The following is a 19,862-nucleotide window of genomic DNA, read 5'->3' as shown; positions in this document are numbered from 1 at the left end:
GAGGAACCACCATGAAATCCGCGACGGGCGGCGCGCTGCGCCATGTCCTCACCCATCTGCTCACTCCGCTGCTCATGTGTGTCGGCATGGGCCTGGCCTACCTCGGCGCGTTCGCCGATCCCGCACCGCACGACCTGCCGGTCGCCGTGGTGGGGTCCGGTCCGAGCGCCGAGCACCTCGCGCGGACCATCGCCGACAAGGCGGGCGACGCCCTCGCCGTCCACACCGTCGACAACCGGGCGCAAGCGGAGGACCAGCTGCGCCACCAGGACATCTTCGGCGCGTTCGTCCCCGACGGGAAGAGCCCCGAGCTGCTGGTCGCCTCGGCCGGATCGGACACCACCGCCACCGTCGTACAGAAGGTGTTCACGCCCGTGGCCGCCCGCCAGGGCGCCCCGCTGAAGGTCACCGACATCGCGCCGCCCGCCCAGGACGACCCGACCGGGCAGGGCATCTTCTTCCTGCTGGTGGCCGTCAGCATCGGCTCCTACGCATCCGTCGCGGTGATCGGCGGAGCCGGTGCGGTCCTGCCCATGCGGATACGGGCGCTGCTGGCCGCGGCGACCTCCGTGGTGGTCAGCGCGATCGGCGTGCTGCTGGCCGGGCCCGTCTTCCACCTCGTCGACCACGGGCTGGGCGGACTGTGGGGGATGGCATGGCTCTACTCCGCCGGTGTCCTGTTGATCGGCACCGGGCTGCACACCTTCCTCAAGCGGTGGACGACGCTGGCGATGATGGTGCTGTTCGTGATGCTCAACTTCACCAGCTCCGGGGGCATTTTCCGGCCCGAGCTGCAGAACGGCTTCTTCGCCTCCCTGCACGGCTTCTGGAACGGTGCCGCCTTCGTCGAAGGCACCCGCGGCCTCGCCTACTTCGACGGCACCGGCTTGGGCCGGCACGTGGGGACGCTGGCCGTATGGCTGTTCGCCGGCATGGCCGTGACCGCCCTCGCGTGGGCGGCCGAAACCCGGCGGCGGACCGGCACCGCGACCACGGCCGCCGCCGACACCGAGGAAGAGATGGAAGAAGCCGTCGGCGTCTGACCCCACCGCCCGCCCCGTACCGCTGCCGCAGTCACGGCGGTCACCGCCCCGTGACTGCGGCCTGTTTCGCCGCGCCCGTCAAACCGTCAATGTGGCACTGTGGTTGCCGAATTCACGAGGGCGATGACATTTTGGTTGTCATGAATAACGTCGAACCGGCCTCGTTCCTGGAGATGACATGAGCAGCGCCCTCCTCGTGATGGATGTCCAACAGGCCATCGTGGACCTCACCGACGACGGCTCCGGATATCTGCCGCGCCTGCGCAGGGCGATCGACGGGGCCCGGTCGGCGAACATCCCCGTGATCTACGTGGTCATCGCGTTACGTCCCGGCTTTCCGGAGGTCGGCACGCGAAACAAGCCCCTCGCCGCCATCGCACGGGCCGGCTTGTTCGTCGAGGGCGCCCCGGGCACCGGGATCCACCCCGAGATCGCGCCCCGGCCGGGCGACGTGGTGGTCACCAAGAGACGGGCGAGCGCGTTCTTCGGCAGCGACCTCGACGTGGTCCTGAGGGCACGCGGTATCGACAGCCTCGTGCTCAGCGGCATCGCCACCAGCGCTGTGGTGCTGTCCACTCTGTGCCAGGCGAACGACCTGGACTTCGGCCTCTCCGTTCTCTCCGACGCCTGTCTGGACACCGACCCGGAGGTACACCGGGTCCTCGTCGAGCGACTGTTCCCGCAATGGGCGGATGTCGTCACCGTCGACGACTGGCTCGAGACGATCGCACCCCGGTAGCGGCGGGTCAGCCGGTTACCGCAGCCTCTACCGCCGCCGGTACACCGAGCGGTGAAGCTGGTCCTTGGCCGGGCCGGTGGTGCGCCAGCGCAGATGCCATTCGTCCCGGGAGACGATGGTGAACGTCCCGTCGTAGAGGTCGTCGGCGCAGGGGTGACGGACGTCCCAGCGGCCCGTGCGCAGATCCAGTGAGTGAAAGGACCGGCCGTCGGCGAAGGTCACCTCGGCGGTGCCGTCCGGCCCGGGGTACAGCCGGAGCGTCCGGCCCGCCCGGTTGACGGTGCCGTTCCAGGTCAGTTCGCCGTCCTCGACGTGCAGGATGTACGCGGGGTCGCCGGACGCCCGGAACGCGGCCGTGCCGTGGAACGCCCCCTCGGTGCCGGTGGCCAGATCGAGGAGCCTACGGTCGACCGCCCACTGACCGCCCAGGTAGGCCACCGCATCGGGAACGGGATGCGGGGCCGGGACCTCGGCGGGGGGCGGATCGTGGGCGGTGGAACTCATGGCCCTATTATCGCCCGGCGCCGCGTGCCACCGGCGAGCGGCCATCGGGACGGGCGGGGATGTCTAGGGCCTGTCCGACGAGTCAGTGACGGACAGGGGCGAGCACTCGTTCCAGGGCATGTGGGGCGGGGCGAGCCACTGCCCGACTGGGAGAACAGCACCGGGTGCTGCGGACCGGCAGGCGACGAGGGACTCAACCGGGCCTGCCCCTGCGGTGCTCCGGTCGCCACCCTCGCGGCCGACTGCTTCGGGCCCTACGAACTGCACCTCGACCCCGTCCGGACCTACCCGTTCTCCCGCTGAGACCGCAAAGCACGCGTCCCTCATGGCTTGGGCCCGTACTCGCTGTAGGGCCCGATGCCGAGTCGGATGGCGTTGGCCTCCTCCTCGATGGCGACGGCCTGCTGCTGCGGGAGGAGGCCGAGACCCTGCGCTGGGAACCTGGCCGGGCCAGCCGCGGCCGCGGCACCGCCGGTCCTAGCGACCCGTCCAGGGCCACGCCACCGACAGGGCAGCGGACGGCGAGAAGGCAGCGCGGCCAGCGTGGGCGCCGGATACTCGCCGGCCCCTGGCGGTGAGAGCACCTGACCGGCTATGCCTCTCACCCGTGGGAACGTGCGGGCATACCTCGCGTTGCTGGTAGCCGCCTGCCCCCCTCACCGACTGTGGTCCAAGGCGCGCGAGTCGCGGAAGTGGCCGCCGAGGGTGTGCGAGGACAGTCCGGGATGCTCCCGGCGCAGCGCGGCCAGCCCCGCAGCGGCCAGTCCGCAACGCTGGAACGGCTCGGTGGTGTAGGGGCTCTCGACCCAGCCGAGCCAGCAGTGGCGGCAGGTGCGGTAGTCGACGGCGAACGGGCGGTCCTCCTCGCCTTCCACACCGCTGCGCCCCCGGGGTACCGGGAGTGCCCCGGCGGGTGCCGGGGGTGTACGGCGGCGGACCGGGCCGCTCGGGCGGCGCTGGCGCGAGGCGTACAGGAACTGACCTTACGCGCCGTATGCCATATTCACTCTGTTTCTGCGCCTTGTCGTATTCCGTTCTTTCACGTCCAGTGGGGAAGAGGAAGAGTAGTCCTCGGTTCTGGATGTCCGAGAGCGTGCGGGCCCCCTGTGAATGCCGCCCGGAGGTGGTGGAGATGGCAGCCGGAGCGGAAACGCGCTGGGACCGGTGGGTCGTCCTGCGAGGAGGCCCTCCGGATCTGCCGCAGCTGTACCGGCTTCCAGACGGTCACGCCGACATGTCACAAGTGGTGGTGGCCTTCTACGGACGGCACCAGCATTTCGAGCATACCGGCGAACACCGCCTGGTGAATGGCGACTTGCTGCCAATACTCCAGTTCACCTACAGCACGAAGATCGCGGAGTAGGAGGCCGGGCATGTCAGCATCCCGTACGGAACCGATCGCCGTCATCGGGATCGGCTGCCGGTTCCCCGGCGGGGTCGAGACGCCGGACGGGCTGTGGCGGCTGGCGGCCGAGGGGCGGCAGACGGCCGGTCCGGTACCAGCCGACCGGTGGGACGCGGCCCATCTCGCGGCCGTGCACGATCCCGGGCTGGAGGCTCCGGCGGCCATGGGCTGTTTCCTTCAGCGGGATGTGTGGGCGTGGGAGCCGGAGGCGTTCGCGATCGCGCCGGCGGAGCGGGAGTGGGTGGACCCGCAGTCGCGGGTGATGCTGGAGGTGGCCTGGGAGGCGGTGGAGCACGCGGGGATCCCGGTGGACCGGGTGCGCGGTTCGCGGACGGGGGTGTATGTCGGTACCTACGCTCCGGACAACCTGTTCCGCGACGCCCGTCCCATCGAGGACGCCCCCAATCCCGCCTACCTGTTCGGCAATTACGCGGCGGGCGCCGCGGGGCGGATCGGTTTCGCGCTGGACCTGCGCGGCCCGGTGATGGTGGTCAGCACGCACTGTTCCTCAGGCCTGGTCGCACTCGACACGGCGTGCGGGGCACTGGCCCTGGGGGAGTGCGACATGGCGCTGGCCGGTGGGGTATTGCTCATGCTCGCACCGCAGACGCACTACTTCGAGGCGCCGCTGCTGTTGTCACGGCGCGGCGCTTGCTATGCCTTCGACGCGCGCGCCGACGGGTACGTGCGGGGCGAGGGGGCCGGTGCGGTGCTGCTGAAGCGGCTGGCGGATGCCCGGCGCGACGGGGACCGGGTGCTTGCGGTGATCCGCGGCAGCGCGGTCAACAACGACGGGCAGGCAACGAGGCTGACCGCGCCGTCCACCGACATGCAGCAGCGGCTGTTCAGGGAGGCGGTGGACCGGGCCGGGATTGATCCGGGTGAGGTAGGTCTGGTCGAGGCGCATGGCCCGGGCACGCCGGTGGGTGACCCGATCGAGTACCTGTCGGTCAACGCCGTCTATGGGCGGGGACGGGGCCGGTGCGCGCTGGGCTCGGTCAAGACCAACATCGGGCACTGCGAGCCGGTGTCCGGGATCGCCGGTCTGATCAAGGCGGTGGAGTGCCTGCGGCGTGGGGTGATCCCCCCCAACCAGAACTTCGCCCATTGGAATCCGGGCATCACGCGGGAGGAGGAGTCCCGGCTGTTCATCCCCGTTGAGCCGACCGCCTGGCCGGTGCCCGGCGAGGGCCGGCTGGCGGCGGTCTGCTCCTACGGTGTGAGCGGGACCAACGCCCACGTCGTGCTCGAAACGCCGCCCGCGGGCCGGCGTCGCGGCGCGGTACGGGGGCTGGCCGAGCCCGGCCAACCTTGGCTGTTCCTGCTGTCCGCCGGTTCGCCGCACTCCCTGACCGCGGCAGCCGGGCGCCTGGCCGACTGGATGAAGGACGAGGGGGCGTCCGCGGACCTGCACGATGTGGCGCACACGCTGGCGGTACGCCGCCAGCACGCCGCGCACCGGCTGGGCATCGTCGCCGCCGACGCCGGTCAGCTGGCCGCGCGGGCCCACGCGTTCACCGCAGATGAGGCCGTGGACGGGGTGGTCCACGGTACGCCGGTGCTGCCGCCCGGACATGCCGGGCCAGTGTTCGTGTTTACCGGGCAGGGCTCGCAGCGGCCCGGCATGTGCCGGCGCCTGCTGGTACAGGAGCCGGTGTTCGCCGCGGCCCTCGAGGAACTGGAGCCGCTGATCCAGGCGGAGGCCCACTTCTCGCTGCGGGAGGTGATCGAGCGTCCCGGGCAGCTGACCGGTCTGGAGCGGATCCAGCCCACTTTGTTCGGGGTGCAGGTGGCGCTGGCCGCATTCTGGCGGTCCTGGGGTGTCGAGCCGGCTGCGGTGATCGGCCAGTCGCTGGGCGAGGTGGCCGCCGCCGTCGTCGCGGGCGCGCTGAGCCCTGCCGACGGGGTGAAGGTCATCTGCCGCCGCGCCCGGCTGCTGGCCCGGGTCGCACACGGCGCGATGGCCTCGGTGCTGCTCAGCGCGCCGGAGACCCAGCAGGCCCTGGAGGCGGCGGGCGCCGACAAGGTGTCCGTCGCCGTGCTCACCGGCCCTCACGCCACGGTCGTCTCCGGCGACGCACAGCAGGTACGCGCACTGGTCGAGGCGTGGAGTGCGGCGGGCGTCGTCGCTCAGATGATCGACGTGGATGTGGCCTCGCACTCCGCCCAGGTCGAACCGATCATCGACGACCTGCGCACCGCCCTGATCGGCCTACCTGCCCAGCATCCACAAGGGACGGTGTTCTTCTCCACCGTTACCGCCGACCCGCACGATCCCGGTCCGCTGGACGCGGAATACTGGGTCCGCAACCAGCGCGATGCCGTCCAGTTCCAGCGTGCCGTGACCGCTGCCCTGCACGACGGGCACCGGCTGTTCATCGAGTGCACCGCACACCCGCTGGCCTCGCGGCCGATCCTGGACATCGCGGCCGACGCCGGCGTGCATAACGCGGTCGCCGTGGGCAGTCTGCGCCGCGGCAGCGACGACCAGCAGGCGCTGCTGAGCCACCTGGCCACCGTGTACGCCGCCGGCTACGACGGCATCGACTTCACCGCCCGCTACGGGGCCGGCGACCTGGTCGATGTCCCCACCACCGCCTGGCACCGTGCCCGCTACGGCGGCGAGCGGCCCCCGTATGCCCTCGTCGCACCGGAACTGCCCGCGGCCACCCAGCACCCGCTGCTCGGCGGGCGGATCCAGGATCCCGAGCAGCCCGGCCGGCACCTGTGGCAGGCCCCCATCAGTGCGAACCGCCTGCCCTGGCTGGCCGACCATGCCGTGGCCGGCACCCCGGTGCTGCCCGGTACCGGGTTCGCCGAGATGCTGCTCGCCGCGGGGGCCGAGGTCTTCGGCACCGGCCGGATCGCTTTGGAGGATCTGCGGGTCGCCGCTCCGTTGGTCCTTGACCCCGAGCCGACGGTCACCACCCGCCTCGTCTGCGGCGCGGACACCGCACACGCCGACATCGTGACCCAGGCGGACGGCGACATCCTCCTCCACGCCCAGGCCACAGTCCGGGCCCTGTCCGGCAACGCCACGGTTGTCGTGCAGGATCCGGTTCCCCGCCCGGAGTCGGCCTGGCGGGATACGGCCCCTGCCGACCTGTACCGGCTCTTCCGAACACGCCACGACGTCGTCCACGGCCCGTCCTTCACCGCCGTCGACCGCATCCAGGTGCACCCTGACTGCGACCGTGCCGTTGCCGCCGTGCGGATCGCCGACAGCGCCCGGATCTCCGCGGCGGCCTTCAGGCTGCATCCGGCCCTGGCCGACGAGTTCGTACAGACCGCGGTCGCTGCCTGGCTTGAGTACTGCCCCACCAGCCCCGGCCCGGTCGTGGTCGTTGGCTTCGATGAGATCCGCCTGTACGGCCCTACCGCACACACCCGCCACGCGAATGTGCTCCTGCAGCACGCCGACGACCTGCGCTGCACCGCCTCCGGCACCTTGACCACGGCCGATGGCCGTGTCGTCGCCGAGATCCGCGGCCTGCGCCTGGCCAACATCACCCCACCCGAGCAGCGCTACGTCTCACGGCTGTCCCACCTTGCCTGGATACCCGAGCCACTCCGCCGACCACTTGACGACCCGACAGATCAGCACTGGGTGGTCATCGCACCCGAGGACAGCCTGTGGGCCAGGAGGCTGAGCATCCTGATCGCCAAGAACGCGGCCAACGCCCACCTGGTGACCGACGCCGCACCGGGCCTCGCCGACCAGACCGCACCGCCGTGCACGCGCGTGCTCCTCGTCCTCGGACGCGGGGACACCCCCAGTGCGCCGGCGACGGCCCGCAGCCAGGTGCTGCGCACGGTGGAGGTCATGCGGCAACTCGCCCAGCACGCCCAGCCGCCGCGGCTGTGGGTGATGTGGCAGGGCGAGGACACCCCGGCCGCCGGGATCCAGGGACTGTTGCGGAGTGCCGCGTTCGAGTACCCGCAGCTTGGCCCCAGCAGCCTGGAAGTCGTCGGCGACACGCCCCTGGAGGCCGTGCTGCCCGACCTGCTCGCCAAGGACCCGCCGATCACCGAGATCAGCTGGTGCCACGGCGTCCGCGGCGTCACCCGCCTCCGCCCCGGCCCGGGCCCTGCCAACAGTGGCCTGCCCCAACTGGTCAGGCCGGACGGAAGCTACCTCGTCACCGGCGGCCAGGGCGGTCTGGGACTGCTGACCGTGCGCCGGTTGGCCGAACGCGGCGCCCGCCGCATCGTGGTCTGCGGCCGCACAGCCCCCTCGCAGGCCACCGCACGCCAGCTCGCGGACCTGAACACCGACATCCCCGTCGTGCTCGGCGACATCGCGGAGACAACGACCGTCGCGAAGGCAATCAAGAAAGCCACCAAGGACGGCCTCCACCTGCGCGGCATCGTGCACGCCGCCGGCGTCGTCGAGGACGCCACCCTCGCCAACCTCGACGAAAACCTGCTAAACCGGGTCTGGCGGGGCAAGGCCGAGGGAGCCTGGGCCCTGCACCACGCCACCCTGGGTGCCGAGCTCGACTTCTTCGCCGTCTACTCCTCACTGGCCTCGCTGATCGGCTCCCCCGGCCAGGCCGCCTACGCCGCCGCCAACGCCTTCCTCGACTGGCTCGTGGCCCGGCGGCTGGGCCAGGGACTGCCGGCCACCAGTATCCGCTGGGGCGCCTGGGCCGAGACCGGCCGCGGCCAGCACCTCGCCGACCGCGGCTTCGTGATGATCCAGCCAGCCGACGGCATCGACGCCTTCGAACGCATCCTCACCGAAGGCCACCACCAGATCGCCTACTCACCCATCGACGCCACCGCCTGGACCGCCCCGTACCCCCACCTGCACCAGTCCACCCTGCTATCCGACCTGCTCGCCGGCCACACCGCCCCCGACAACACCGAACCCGACAACCTCCGCGACGAACTCCTGGCCGCCGAGGCCGCCGAACGCCGCCCGTTGATGGAAAACTTCATCATCGGCCAGGTACGTGACCTGCTCGGCGGCACTACCCGCCACATCGGGGCCCACACCAGCCTGGTGACCCTGGGCCTGGACTCCCTGGGCGCCGTCCAGCTCCAGCAGCGCCTCCACCGCGCCTTCCAGACCGACATCAACCCCGGCGTGATCTGGACCAAACCCAGCGCAGCCAGCCTCACCGGCTGGCTCCTGGAGCACATGGGCCTGGCCACCGCACCAGAGCCAGCCGGTGAGACTGCCCCCACCGGCAAGCGTGTACCCGAGACCACCAGGAACATCGCCAAGGGGTGACGCCGCATGCCGCATGACAGCTCCCCGGCCCCCTCGCGGACCAAGACATCCGAACCACTCGCCCACCGGCGCTGGCTGTGCCCGTCCGTTGCATGGGCCGCCATCGGCGCGGCGGCGTTCCTCGGCCAGCTGTGGGTGTTCGCCCGCTGGACGGCCGATGGGAACGTCCATGCCTACCCCGCCGGCGGCTACGAGATCCCCACCCCCCTGAAGGTCGCCACCCGGGCGACGGAAGTGGTGCTCATCACCAGTTGGGCAGCAGGTATCTGGTGGTGCTGGCACAAGTGCCGCGCAGCGGGCCGGGTGACCCTGCCTGCCGCGCTGCTCGCCGGCTGCTCCCTGTCGTTTTGGCTGGACGGCTACCTCAACGCCACCCACCACACCATCGGGCACAACCGCTACGGCCTCAATGTGATCAGCTGGGGCCCCTATCTGCCCGGCTGGTCCGGCCCGCCGCCCGGGGTGAAGACCGAAATCATGAGTCTCCTCGTCATCGGCGCCTACCTTGCGCTCATCCTGTGGATCTTCATGGGCGTGGCCATCGCCACCCGCCTGCGGCGCTGGCGGCCGCAGTGGAGCCGCCTGCGGGTCGCCGCCCTCACGGCCGCGGCGTGCCTGGTCCTGGACATCCCCATGGAGCAGACGTACCAGCGGGTCGGCGGCTACGGCTACGTCTACACCCTGCCCCACCTCACCTTCTTCGAGGGCCACTACTACCAGCTCCCGATCTCCTCACCGCTCTCCATGATCTTCCTTGTGGTGATGCCCGTGGTGCTGATGACGCTCTACGCCAAGCCCGGCCGGGAAGTGTGGATCCTCGGCGGCTCGCTCCGCCTTCCCCGCCGGGCCCAGCCCTGGGTACGCCTGTTCGCGGGAGTCGGATACATGACCGTCGCCGTCGCGGCAGCGTTGGTGTTCATCACCGCGGCGGCCCTCACGATCGGCCACCCGGTCGACTTCCCCGCCTGGTTCAGCCCACCCGCCGCCTGACCTGGAACGCCCCGCAAGCAGATCCGTCCGGTCCGCCGTGGCCCGGACCAACCGAAAGGGGAGCGGCGTGGACCGCCGTGATGATCAGCCCCGTCCCCCGCAGCGCCGGTTCGGGCAGGCCGTCGTTATCGGGGCCGGCATCGCCGGGCTGCTCGCCGCCCGCGCGCTCAGCGACACCTTCGACCAGGTCACCATCCTTGAGCGCGACCATCTCCGCCCAGAGCCACACCCCCGCAAAGGGGTCCCGCAAGGCCGCCACGCCCACGCGCTCCAGGCCCGCGGCCTGCAACTCTTCGAGGAACTCCTCCCCGGCATCCAACAACAGCTCAAGGCCGCCGGGGCACCCTTGGTGGACTTCTGCCAGCACGCCCGTCTGCAACTGCCCCACGGCACGCCACAGGCAGTGCTCTCCGGGATTCTCATCCAGCCCGCTAGCCGCCCCCTGCTGGAGACACTTGTCCGCGCCCGTGTCGCCGCACTGCCCGGCGTCCGCATCCACGACGGCCGCACGGTGACCGGACTCCAGACAGACCCCGCAGGCCAACGGATCACCGGTGTCCACCTCACACATCACCCGGTCGGCAGCCGGAGCCGGACGCACACAACCCAGGCGGCGGACCTGGTCGCCGAGGCCAGCGGCCGCGCCTCCCACCTGCCCGACTGGCTGGCCGACCTCGGACTCCCGCGCGTGGCCGAGACCACAGTGAACGCCCGCGTCGGCTACGCCTCCCGCATCTACCGCATCGAACCGGACACACCGCCGTCCTGGCGCGCTCTGTTCGAGCCTCCGTACGCGCCCGACCGCACCCGCGGCTGCTTCGCCCTCCACATCGAAGACCACCAGCTCCTGGTGACCTTGCAAGGCGCGGCCGGCGACCACCCGCCCATTGACGAAGCGGGCTTCAACGCCTTCATCGAGTCCCTCCACGGCGACCTGGCTGGTGCCCTTGCCGACCTGGAACCCCTCTCATCGATTCCCCGGTACGCGCGCACCGACAACCGCCGTCGGCAGTACCACCGCCTCGCCCCCTGGCCCGACCGGCTCATCGCCCTTGGCGACGCGGTCTGTGCCTTCAACCCCGTCTACGCCCAGGGAATGACGGTCGCCGCTCTCGAAGCCCGCGCCCTACAGGCCCTGCTCGCTCGTCACACCGACAGCGAGCTGCGGGGATTTACCCGAAGGTTCCAGCGCCATCTCGCCCGGATCACCGTCTGGCCCTGGACCATGGCCATCCTCGCCGACTACGGCTGGTCGTGCGACAGGCCCCCTACCCCGGCCGTCCGGGCCGGACAGTGGTACCTGAACCGATGGCAAGAACGCATCCCGGAAAACCCGCGCATGTTCCAGGACTTCGCCCGGGTCGTCAACATGCTCTCCGGCCCGGCCACCCTCGTCCGCCCCCGGCACCTCGGCCGGATCATCGCCCCGGCTTCTGTCGACCACCGCCAGCAGGCGTACCGGCCCAGCCCCCCCCGCGACGACAGGCAACCCGCCGTGACCACCGGGGAACTCGGCCGGGCCGCACCCAACTCCACCATCGCGCCCACAGCTGGCCTGATCACCTGCAACCGCTGCTTCCTGCGTGCCACGGCGGGGACACCGCACCGAGCAGGTCGCCGAGTGCGCCAGTGACGGCGAACGCCGCCGCACCCACTGCCGCACCGGTCCAGCAAACGGGCTGCCGTCCGTTCACACCACCGCCGTCAAGGACACCACCATGACCAATCCATCCCCCTTGTCACCCGAACAGATCCGGGACATCCGACGCGCCGGCTGGGCAGGAATCCTCGGTGTGCTGGTGATGCTTGTCTCACTTGTCTCGACCCCGCAACGGTTTCCCGAGCTCTTCCCGAACTGGGGCCTGTCCGGCGCGCACATGACCGCCTGGTTCGCCGAGCACCGCGTCGCCGTCATCTCCCAGTCCTTCACGGCTGGCATCGGCCTCATTCTGCTGATCTGGCTCATCGCCGGGCTCACGGCCTACCTCGAAGGCTGCGGACGCCGGACCATCGCCACCCGCATCATGACACCGGCGGCCGTTGCCGCCTCGTTGTCTGTGCAGATCACCTCTCCGCTGTGGGTACTGCTGGGCCTCGGCGGCACCACCGGCCACCCCACCAACGCCATGCTGGCCCACTACACCTTCGAAGCCGGTTTCGTGAGCTACCAGTTCTTCCAGCTCTACGAGGCGTTCCTGCTGACGGCCATCGGAATCGCCTTTCTGCAGACGCGCCTGTTCCCTGCCTGGGCCACCGCATCGACCTTCGCGACCGGCGCCGTATGCGCCCTCGGCTCACTGCAGGTCCTGGCTGGCCAGGGGTGGCTGGCCCCCGGCGGCTTGGCGTCCATGGCGCCCTGGGCCGTGCTCACCGCCTGGATGCTCACTACCAGCATCGCGCTGCGGCGCATCCCCGTCACCGCCCCCACCACCCGCGCACACCACCCCACAGCCAGTCGAAATGCCAGTGCCCCCACCAGCCGGCGCCAGGAGGAGACATGACCCCACGCCAGGAGATCCGCTGGGCTGGCCTCGCCGGCATCATCGCCCTCCCCAGCCTTGCCCTGATCGGCTTCTTCTCCCCGGACTTCCCGCACGTCTTCCCCAACTGGGGCACCTCGACGGCCCAGATCGTGGACTACTTCGCGCGGTACTCCGACTTCTACATCGTCCAGTGCTTCCTGGCCTTCGTCTTCTACGCGGTGACCCTGCTGTTCAGCGCCGGGCTGACCGACGTACTGCGCATGTCCGGGTGCCGCACCATGTTCGTCTCCCTCATCACGCCCGCCATGGCCCTGACCATGGCCTTCTTCCAGCTAGCGGCCGTCTTGTGGATGACGGCATCCGCCGCAGCCGGGTACCACCCCACCCTGAGCGACGACTTCATCCGCTTTGTCTTCGAAGCCTCACTCTTCGTCTGGCTGCCCACCCAGTTCTTCACCAGCCTCCTGACCTTCTCCGCCGGCATGGCCATTCGCCACACCCAGGTGCTGCCGCGCTGGACCGCGACCTACAGCTTCGCCACCGCGGCACTGGGCCTGCCCCACCCGTTCCTCCTCTTCGCCAACCGCGGATGGCTCGCCCCCGGCGAACCCCTCAGCATGTTCTTCTTCTCCCTGCTCTTCGTGTGGACCACCGTCCTCGGTACCGTCATGCTCCGGCTTCCGTCCGACCAACTCCACCGGCCAGAACCACAGACGCGGCCCTGTCCCCTGACCGGCAAGAGTCCGGAAACGGCATCCAGCCAACACGAAGAAGAGACAACGACCCCATGAGCGAGCTTGGGGGCTTCCACCAGCTCATCGCAACGAGTGAGCTGCCTGGAGGTCGCGGGCACCGTGGAAGCGCTGGAGGACGCAGGAGAGAGGCCCGGTGGACCGACTCGGACGCGGCTTCGTCATCGCATCGCTGGGCACGCTCGCCGCCGCCGGCACCCACCGGGCCGCCACACCCCCTGGCCGCCGTCGGCGCCATCCGCGGCTGGCGCATCGGAGCCTGGGCCGCAGACCTCTTCGAAACACTTCTGGACACCCTGTGGCACCTGGGCGACGCCGTCAGCTCCCCACACCTGCGACGCTGCTGTCGCCGGGTTACGGCTGATCACGGGCGGGCTCACGACGAACTCCCACAGCGACGCCGCCGGGAAAGCGCCTGTACGCGGCAGCCGCCGAGGCGTGCCAACTCACGGGCCGGTGCGCGTACGGCAGCGGACGCCGATGCGCGGGCGCCCCCTACGGGGACATTTCAGTCGTGGGCTGCCATGGCGAGCGGCGGTAGGCATGGCAGGGCCCAGGCGAGGGCGTGGACGACTGCGGTGGTGGTGCCCGTGAAGCTCTCGGGGCCCCAACATGAGCCAGGCGAGGAAGACGTTCCAGAAGGCGGCTGTAGGGAGCAGGCCAGAGAGCATGACGGGGCGGAAGAAGCGGTCGGCGACGGCGATCATCGGGATCGTCGCGGCGGTCATCAGCGCTAAGGGGGCCGCCACTTGCTTCCAGGACAGGAAAGCGGCGCCGGGGCGAGGACGGTGAGGAGCCGTCGAGAGCACAGACGCCGGGGTGACGGTCTGACGAACCCACGGCAGCCCCGGGGTCCTCCGGGCCACCGGCGGATGTTCACTGTCACCCGAATCCGCCAGAGTCGGTCCAACACCGCTGGCTCCAAGCCCACCTCAAGCTCGTCGGCTGGCCGTCACCTGGCCGCGACGCTCGCAGCGTCTGCCGACGAGGCCTGACTTACCGTCGTCGGCAGACGCTGCGACCGGACGGGGGCACCGGCAGCACGGCGACGTCCCCTGGCCCGGCCGGTCACCACGAGCAGTGATAGCGGAGCACACGCTCCCGCGATCCCTGCCGGTCACTGCCAAGCTCCCATCACCCGGACACGCCCTCGTCGAGGAGCCCGGCGGGGTGCGGCTGGTGGACCGAGTCTTCTTCCCCCCGGTTCCCTTCCTCGCCGGGCCGTGGATTTGTCGTCTTACGGACGACGCTTTTCGTCGTCCTCCGGACGATGCTTTCGTTAGATCGTCACCCTGATCCGCGGAACCCTGACCGCCGACCTCGCCCCGGCACCACCCGCGCACTTCCTCGGGGGCAGGGGGCGGGGGTGTAGGTGAGCGGGGCGTCGGGGCAGGACACGACGAGCTGTTGTCCGTAGCGGCTGTCACGCTCGGTGCTACATGTCGCTTGGCGGCGGCTCCAGGCGTTCGTGTGCGCTCGGGTCAGCGGCGGATGAGGCCGAGGTCGGTTGCGGTGGCGACGGCGGCGGTACGGGAGTCGACGTCGAGCTTGGCGTAGATGCGGGCCAAGTGGGACTTGACGGTGCCTTCGGTCAGGTGGAGGCGCCCGCCGATGGCCTGATTGGACAGCCCGTCGGCGACCAGGGCGAGAACTTCGGTTTCCCGCCGGGTCAGGGTGGTGCCGGGGGCGCGTAGCCGGTTCATCAGCCGGTCGGCGACGGTGGGCGCGAGTGTGGTGCGGCCGACGGCTGCGGTGCGCACGGCGGCGGCCAGCTCCTCGGGCGGTGCGTCTTTGAGAAGGTAGCCGGTGGCGCCGGCCTCGATGGCGGGCAGGGTGTCGGCGTCGGAGTCGTAGGTGGTGACGATCAGCACGCGGGGGGCGCCCGGGCGGGCGGTGATCTGGGCGGTGGCCTCGGCGCCGCCCATGCCCTTGCCGAACTGCAGGTCCATCAGGACGACGTCGATGTCGCCCTCGGCGGCGCGGGTGATGGCGTCCTCGGCGGTGGCGGCTTCGGCCATGACAACGAGGTCGGGCTCGGTTTCCAGCACGGCGCGCAGTCCGGCCCGTACGACGGGGTGGTCATCGGCCAGGAGCAGGCGGATGGGGGTGTCGGTCACGGGCGGGCCTCGGGCTCGGTGTCGGCTGGCGGGGTGAGGGGCAGTTGGGCGGCCAGGGCGGTGCCGTGGCTGGGGGCGGATTCGATGGTGAGGGTGCCGCCGAGGGCCTGGGTCCGGGCGCGCATGGCGGCCAGGCCGAACCCGCCGGTCTCGGGGTCGGGGGCGGGCAGGAGGGTGGGGTCGAAGCCGCAGCCGTCGTCGACGATGTCGAGGGCGACGTGGTCGCCGAGGTAGCTGAGGGTGACGTCGGCGGTGGTGGCTTCGGCGTGGCGGACGGTGTTGGCCAGGGCGGACTGGGCGATGCGCAGCAGGGCGACCTCGTGTGCGGTGGTGAGCGGGGCGGGGGTGCCGGTGAGGTGGAAGCGTGCGGTGAGCCGGTGCCGGGCGGAGGTGGTGGTGCACAGGCGTTCCAGGGCATCGGCCAGGGTGGTGCCTTCCAGCGTGGGTGGGGTGAGGGCGGCGACGAAGCGGCGGGCTTCGGCGAGGTTGTCGACGGCGGCCTGCCGTGCTTGGTCGACGTAGCGGGCCGCGTTCTGTGGGGCCTGGGGAAGTGCTCGTTCGGCGGCGCGCAGCAGCAGCTGGATGCTGGAGAGGCCCTGGGCGAGGGTGTCGTGGATCTCGCGGGCCAGGCGGTCGCGTTCGGCGAGCACGCCGGCGGTGTGCTGGGCGGCGGCTAGATCAGCGCGGGTGGCGGTGAGTTCCTCGATCAGCTGTCGGCGGTGTTCGCTCTCCCGGTACAGGGCCTGGTACCCCCGGACCACCGCGACGGCTACGGCGGCGCCGAGGGCTGGTCCTATCGCCATCGCGGCGCTGAAGGAGTCCTGGTGCACGGCGAAGCCTGCGATGGCCACCACTGCGGTGGCGGCGACGGCGGCCACGCCAGTACGGCGGGGTAGCAGGTGGAGCCAGAGAAAGTACAGCGGGAACGCCACCCACACTCCGTCGGCGGACAGGGCAAGGAGCACCAGCCAGCAGGCGCTCACGGCGGCCAGCCACAGGGTGGCGGCCCGCCGTGAGCGGCGTATGCGAGGCAGCGTGGGTCCGGCCGCGTACACCAGGCCGCACACTGCCGAGGCGGCGATGATCCATCCGGCGTGGAGCCGGTCGTCGGCCACGGCCCGGCCGGCGGCCAGGGCGAGCAGTCCGATGATCAGCAGGTGCAGGCACCAGGCCAGGGCCCGGGTGGTCGGGGTCAGGGCAGGGGCGGCAGAGTTCACAGTGCGTCCCAGGTTACGAAAGTCGGCAGCGAAGGGGCATCCATCGAAAGTTAGAACCCGCGTGCCGTCTTTCAGCCCGCGAAGTGCCGTCCTGCGCCAGACGCGCACGTAGGGGGTCGGCGGAGACGGTGGAGTCATAGCTGCTTCCACCGCTGGAAAGGACAGGCCAAGGCCGTGTTTGTCGCCTGGAGAGACCTGAAGTTCGCCAAGGGGCGCTTCGCCTTGATGGGGACCGTCATCGTGCTGATCACCCTGCTGGTCGGGCTGCTGTCCGGGCTGACGGCCGGACTGGGCCAGCAGAACATTTCCGCGATCACGTCCCTGCCCGCCGACAAGATCGCCTTCCAGGCTCCCAGCGGCGGGCAGGACCTGTCGTACTCCAACTCCACCGTCACGCAAGCGCAGTGGAAGAAGTGGTCGAAGGCGCCGGGTGTCAAAAGCGCCGAACCGCTGGGGATCACCACGACCAAGGCCACCGCGGGAGACAAGAGCACCGGGGTCTCGGCCTTCGGCGTCGAGCCCGGCTCCCGCCTCGCCCCGGACAGCGACAAAATCACCGGCAGCGCGGTGGTGCTGTCCACCGCGGCCGCGGACGACCTCGGCGTCAAGGCCGGGGACGCCCTGACCCTGGCAGGCCGGCAGCTGGAGGTGGCCGCCGTCGCGGGCGATGCCCACTACAGTCACACACCGGTGATCTGGACCAGCCTGGACACCTGGCAGAAGACCGCGCCGCCCACTGGCACCGCAGAAGGCCCGACCGCGACCGTCATCGCCCTGAGCACCACCTCCAGCGCCGATACGGCCACCATCGACCGCCAGGTCGGCACCAAGACGGTTTCCACCGACGACTCGCTGTCGGCGATCGGCTCCTACACCTCCGAGAACGGTTCCCTGCAGCTGATGCGCGGCTTCCTGTTCGCCATCTCTGCCCTCGTCATCGGCGCCTTCTTCACCGTCTGGACCATCCAGCGCAGCGGCGACGTCGCCGTCCTCAAGGCCCTGGGCGCTTCCACTGCCAATCTGCTCAAGGACGCCCTCGGTCAGGCCGTCGTCCTGCTCGTCGGCGGCACCCTGATCGGCACCGGCATCGCCGCCGTCCTGGGCGCACTCGTGGCCGGCTCCGCCGTGCCGTTCCTCCTCACCCCCGCCACCGTCCTGCTCCCGGCCGTCGTGATCATCCTCCTCGGTGCGCTCGGCGCTGCCCTGTCCATCCGCCGCATCACCTCCGTCGACCCGCTGACCGCCCTGGGGAGTGTCCGATGAGCCTGACCCTGACCGACATCACCCTCACCTACCCCGACGGCGACACCCGCCTGACCGCTCTCGACCAGGTCAGCCTGGAGGTCCCCCAGGGCAGCCTGACCGCCGTGGTGGGCCCCTCCGGGTCCGGCAAGTCCAGCCTCCTCGCGGTCGCCGCCACCCTGATCACCCCCGACAGCGGCACCGTCACCATCGACGGCCAGAGCGCCACCAGCCTCACCCGCGGCGAACTCACCGAACTGCGCCGACACAAGATCGGCATCGTCTTCCAGCAGCCCAACCTGCTGCCCTCCCTCACCGCCGCCGAACAACTCCAGGTCATGGCCCAGGTCGACGGCCGCAAACCCCGCACCGCCCACACCCGCGCGATGGAACTCCTCCACGCCGTCGGCCTCGCCGACCAGGCTGGCCGCCGCCCTCACCAGCTCTCCGGCGGCCAGCGCCAGCGCGTCAACATCGCCCGCGCCCTGATGAACGACCCCACCGTCCTCCTGGTCGACGAACCCACCAGCGCCCTCGACCACGAACGCGGCGCCGCCGTCCTCGACCTCATTACCCGCCTCACCCACCAGCAGGCCACCGCCACGATCCTGGTCACCCACGACCGCACCCACCTCACCGCCGTCGACCAGATCACCGAAGTCCACGACGGACGCCTGCACCTCCCGGCATCAACGCGCTGAACCAGCAGCCCGCCAAGCGGTGGCCCCTGCACGCAGGGGCCACCGCTCAAGCCGTACGCGGACCTCCGACGCCCTGCGCGTACAGCACAGGCTGCGCAGGATCGTCGACGTGATCAACGTGGCGCCGGCTCACGCATCGCCGGGCTCCGCAGAGGCGGCAGGCGCCCCACACCCACCACCACGCCGACCACGCAACCCGCCCGTGAACGGTCCGCCGCCCAGTGGCCCGAGCGGCCTGTTCCACTTCCGTACCGGCCCCACCTGGCGCCCGGCTTGCTAGTGGGGCGCCCTCGTCCTCGTCGAGCTCGACCACGTCCGGGTCGCTCAGAGGCCGCAGCCCACCCGCAGGAGTAGACGGGGTGAAGCTGTAGCGGCCTAGGTTCTGTCGTCAAATGTCACGCCCACATCAGGAGTGATGCGAGAGTGACGGCTGCTTCGTGGGACTGGGCGGTTTTGTCGTAGCGGGTGACGATGCCGCGCCATTGTTTGAGGCGGTTGAAGCACCGTTCCACGACGTTGCGGTGCTTGTAGATCTCGCGGTCGAAAGCCGGCGGGCGGCCTCCGTGGCTGCCTTGTCGGGTCCGGTTGCGGACCTGCTCGGCGCGCTCGGGGATCGTGTGCGGGATGCCGTGGCGGCGGAGCCAGGTGCGGATCGCTTTTGAGCTGTAGACCCGGCCGGCCAGGGTGGTCGCGGACAAGGGCTACTCGTCACGCAAGATCCGCAGCTACCTGCAGCAACGCGGCATCGCCTGCACCATTCCTGAGCGCGCCGACCAGATCAGCGGACGCCGACGACGCGGCGAAAGCCCGTGCCGCCTCGACCGCGAGGTCTACCGGCGCCGCAACGTCATCGAACGCTGCTTCAACCGCCTCAAGCAGAACAAGGCCCTCGCCACCCGCTACGACAAACGAGCCCGCCACTACCAAGCCCTGGTCACCCTCGCCTGCCTGCGACTATGGCTCCCCAACTGACTTTGCGGACACGCCCTAGGTGTGTTGTTCGGACAGGTTGGTGACGCGGCTGGCTGGTGGGTGGCCGTCGATGCCGGTGTGGGGTCGGTGGTAGTTGTACCAGTCCAGCCAGTCGGGAAACGCTGCCTGGCGTTCGGCGTCTGAGGTGTAGGGCTGGATGTAGGCCCACTCTTCGAGCAGGGTGCGGTGGAAGCGTTCGACCTTGCCATTGGTCTGTGGCCGCCAGGGCCGGGTCCAGCGAGGGGTGATGCCCAGGTCGCGGCAGGTATCGCGCCAGGTGTTCTTGGTGTAGGCCCAGGCGTTGTCGGTCAGGACCCGCTCGACGGTGATGCCCCGGGCGGCGAACCAGGCGGTGGCCCGGGTGAGGAAGGCGGCGCAGGTGGCGGCTTTCTCGTCGGGCAGGTCTTCGGTGTAGGCCAGGCGGGAGTGGTCGTCCAGGGCGGTGTGGAGGCAGGCGAGGC

General features: G+C 70.6%; 15 protein-coding genes and 2 pseudogenes. 11 read left to right on the top strand and 6 right to left on the bottom strand.

Annotation, left to right across the window (positions count from 1 at the left end):
• Positions 1-11 precede the first annotated feature (11 nt).
• Together ACZ53N_RS12450 and ACZ53N_RS12445 are read left to right on the top strand one after the other, a co-directional pair.
• Entirely contained in the window at positions 12-1,043 is a 1,032-nt protein-coding gene (locus tag ACZ53N_RS12450) for a hypothetical protein (protein ID WP_469140825.1), read from the top strand.
• 178 nt (positions 1,044-1,221) lie between these two features.
• Complete coding sequence (locus ACZ53N_RS12445) at positions 1,222-1,782, top strand: cysteine hydrolase family protein (RefSeq protein WP_469140824.1); 561 nt, start codon at positions 1,222-1,224, stop codon at positions 1,780-1,782.
• Positions 1,783-1,809: 27 nt separating this feature from the next.
• Here ACZ53N_RS12445 and ACZ53N_RS12440 read toward each other — a convergent pair whose 3' ends face one another.
• Positions 1,810-2,286, bottom strand: a complete 477-nt coding sequence (locus tag ACZ53N_RS12440; RefSeq protein ID WP_469140823.1) for a DUF6314 family protein — start codon at positions 2,284-2,286, stop codon at positions 1,810-1,812.
• Between the two features lie 656 nt (positions 2,287-2,942).
• Positions 2,943-3,161 (bottom strand): hypothetical protein, encoded by a 219-nt coding sequence (locus tag ACZ53N_RS12435; protein WP_469140822.1) that lies wholly within the window; start codon positions 3,159-3,161, stop codon positions 2,943-2,945.
• A gap of 257 nt (positions 3,162-3,418) precedes the next feature.
• Here ACZ53N_RS12435 and ACZ53N_RS12430 point away from each other — a divergent pair, with 257 nt between their 5' ends.
• The 6 genes from ACZ53N_RS12430 to ACZ53N_RS12405 all read left to right on the top strand — a co-directional run bounded on the left by ACZ53N_RS12430 (position 3,419) and on the right by ACZ53N_RS12405 (position 13,191).
• Entirely contained in the window at positions 3,419-3,649 is a 231-nt protein-coding gene (locus ACZ53N_RS12430; RefSeq protein WP_469140821.1) for a DUF5988 family protein, read from the top strand.
• 10 nt (positions 3,650-3,659) lie between these two features.
• Positions 3,660-8,927: a type I polyketide synthase gene (locus ACZ53N_RS12425; protein WP_469140820.1), complete on the top strand. Its 5,268-nt coding sequence runs from the start codon at positions 3,660-3,662 to the stop codon at positions 8,925-8,927.
• Between the two features lie 6 nt (positions 8,928-8,933).
• Positions 8,934-9,917, top strand: a complete 984-nt coding sequence (locus ACZ53N_RS12420; protein ID WP_469140819.1) for a spirocyclase AveC family protein — start codon at positions 8,934-8,936, stop codon at positions 9,915-9,917.
• Positions 9,918-9,984: 67 nt separating this feature from the next.
• Complete coding sequence (locus ACZ53N_RS12415) at positions 9,985-11,550, top strand: FAD-dependent oxidoreductase (RefSeq protein WP_469140818.1); 1,566 nt, start codon at positions 9,985-9,987, stop codon at positions 11,548-11,550.
• 85 nt (positions 11,551-11,635) lie between these two features.
• Positions 11,636-12,418, top strand: a complete 783-nt coding sequence (locus ACZ53N_RS12410) for a hypothetical protein (protein ID WP_469140817.1) — start codon at positions 11,636-11,638, stop codon at positions 12,416-12,418.
• The gene (locus ACZ53N_RS12405; RefSeq protein ID WP_469140816.1) at positions 12,415-13,191 is read left to right on the top strand and encodes a hypothetical protein; all 777 of its coding nucleotides are present in this window, start codon (positions 12,415-12,417) and stop codon (positions 13,189-13,191) included. The genes ACZ53N_RS12410 and ACZ53N_RS12405 overlap by 4 nt, the downstream gene beginning before the upstream one ends.
• Positions 13,192-14,633: 1,442 nt before the next feature.
• Here ACZ53N_RS12405 and ACZ53N_RS12400 read toward each other — a convergent pair.
• Together ACZ53N_RS12400 and ACZ53N_RS12395 are read right to left on the bottom strand one after the other, a co-directional pair.
• On the bottom strand, positions 14,634-15,269 hold the full coding sequence (locus tag ACZ53N_RS12400) for a response regulator (protein ID WP_469140815.1): 636 nt from the start codon (positions 15,267-15,269) through the stop codon (positions 14,634-14,636).
• Positions 15,266-16,486, bottom strand: a complete 1,221-nt coding sequence (locus ACZ53N_RS12395) for a sensor histidine kinase (RefSeq protein ID WP_469140814.1) — start codon at positions 16,484-16,486, stop codon at positions 15,266-15,268. The genes ACZ53N_RS12400 and ACZ53N_RS12395 overlap by 4 nt, the downstream gene beginning before the upstream one ends.
• 174 nt (positions 16,487-16,660) lie before the next feature.
• Between ACZ53N_RS12395 and ACZ53N_RS12390 the strand changes: the two genes are divergently transcribed.
• Both ACZ53N_RS12390 and ACZ53N_RS12385 read left to right on the top strand, forming a co-directional pair.
• Positions 16,661-17,749: an ABC transporter permease gene (locus ACZ53N_RS12390; RefSeq protein ID WP_469140813.1), complete on the top strand. Its 1,089-nt coding sequence runs from the start codon at positions 16,661-16,663 to the stop codon at positions 17,747-17,749.
• Positions 17,746-18,429 (top strand): ABC transporter ATP-binding protein, encoded by a 684-nt coding sequence (locus ACZ53N_RS12385; protein WP_469140812.1) that lies wholly within the window; start codon positions 17,746-17,748, stop codon positions 18,427-18,429. Before ACZ53N_RS12390 ends, ACZ53N_RS12385 begins: the two co-directional genes overlap by 4 nt.
• 395 nt (positions 18,430-18,824) lie before the next feature.
• Here the strand turns inward: ACZ53N_RS12385 and ACZ53N_RS12380 are convergent.
• Positions 18,825-19,112 (bottom strand): annotated as a pseudogene (locus ACZ53N_RS12380) (transposase); the annotation flags it as partial.
• On the opposite strand from ACZ53N_RS12380, the pseudogene ACZ53N_RS12375 reads away from it, so the two are divergent.
• Positions 19,099-19,401: pseudogene (locus tag ACZ53N_RS12375) on the top strand (transposase); the annotation flags it as partial. The pseudogenes ACZ53N_RS12380 and ACZ53N_RS12375 overlap by 14 nt on opposite strands.
• A 15-nt stretch (positions 19,402-19,416) precedes the next feature.
• Here the strand turns inward: ACZ53N_RS12375 and ACZ53N_RS12370 are convergent.
• Positions 19,417-19,862: integrase core domain-containing protein (locus tag ACZ53N_RS12370; RefSeq protein ID WP_469140811.1), on the bottom strand; the 446-nt coding region annotated here is incomplete at its 5' end.

The organism is Streptomyces sp. NPDC033229, assembly GCF_055576875.1.
This window is presented reverse-complemented; position numbering and strand designations above follow the sequence as displayed.

Excerpts from the sequence above, each read along its gene's own strand:
- ACZ53N_RS12450 (WP_469140825.1), top strand. The coding sequence starts at position 12 with ATGAAATCCGCGACGGGCGGCGCGCTGCGCCATGTCCTCACCCATCTG.
- ACZ53N_RS12445 (WP_469140824.1), top strand. The coding sequence starts at position 1,222 with ATGAGCAGCGCCCTCCTCGTGATGGATGTCCAACAGGCCATCGTGGAC.
- ACZ53N_RS12440 (WP_469140823.1), bottom strand. The coding sequence starts at position 2,286 with ATGAGTTCCACCGCCCACGATCCGCCCCCCGCCGAGGTCCCGGCCCCG.
- ACZ53N_RS12430 (WP_469140821.1), top strand. The coding sequence starts at position 3,419 with ATGGCAGCCGGAGCGGAAACGCGCTGGGACCGGTGGGTCGTCCTGCGA.
- ACZ53N_RS12425 (WP_469140820.1), top strand. The coding sequence starts at position 3,660 with ATGTCAGCATCCCGTACGGAACCGATCGCCGTCATCGGGATCGGCTGC.
- ACZ53N_RS12420 (WP_469140819.1), top strand. The coding sequence starts at position 8,934 with ATGCCGCATGACAGCTCCCCGGCCCCCTCGCGGACCAAGACATCCGAA.
- ACZ53N_RS12410 (WP_469140817.1), top strand. The coding sequence starts at position 11,636 with ATGACCAATCCATCCCCCTTGTCACCCGAACAGATCCGGGACATCCGA.
- ACZ53N_RS12405 (WP_469140816.1), top strand. The coding sequence starts at position 12,415 with ATGACCCCACGCCAGGAGATCCGCTGGGCTGGCCTCGCCGGCATCATC.
- ACZ53N_RS12385 (WP_469140812.1), top strand. The coding sequence starts at position 17,746 with ATGAGCCTGACCCTGACCGACATCACCCTCACCTACCCCGACGGCGAC.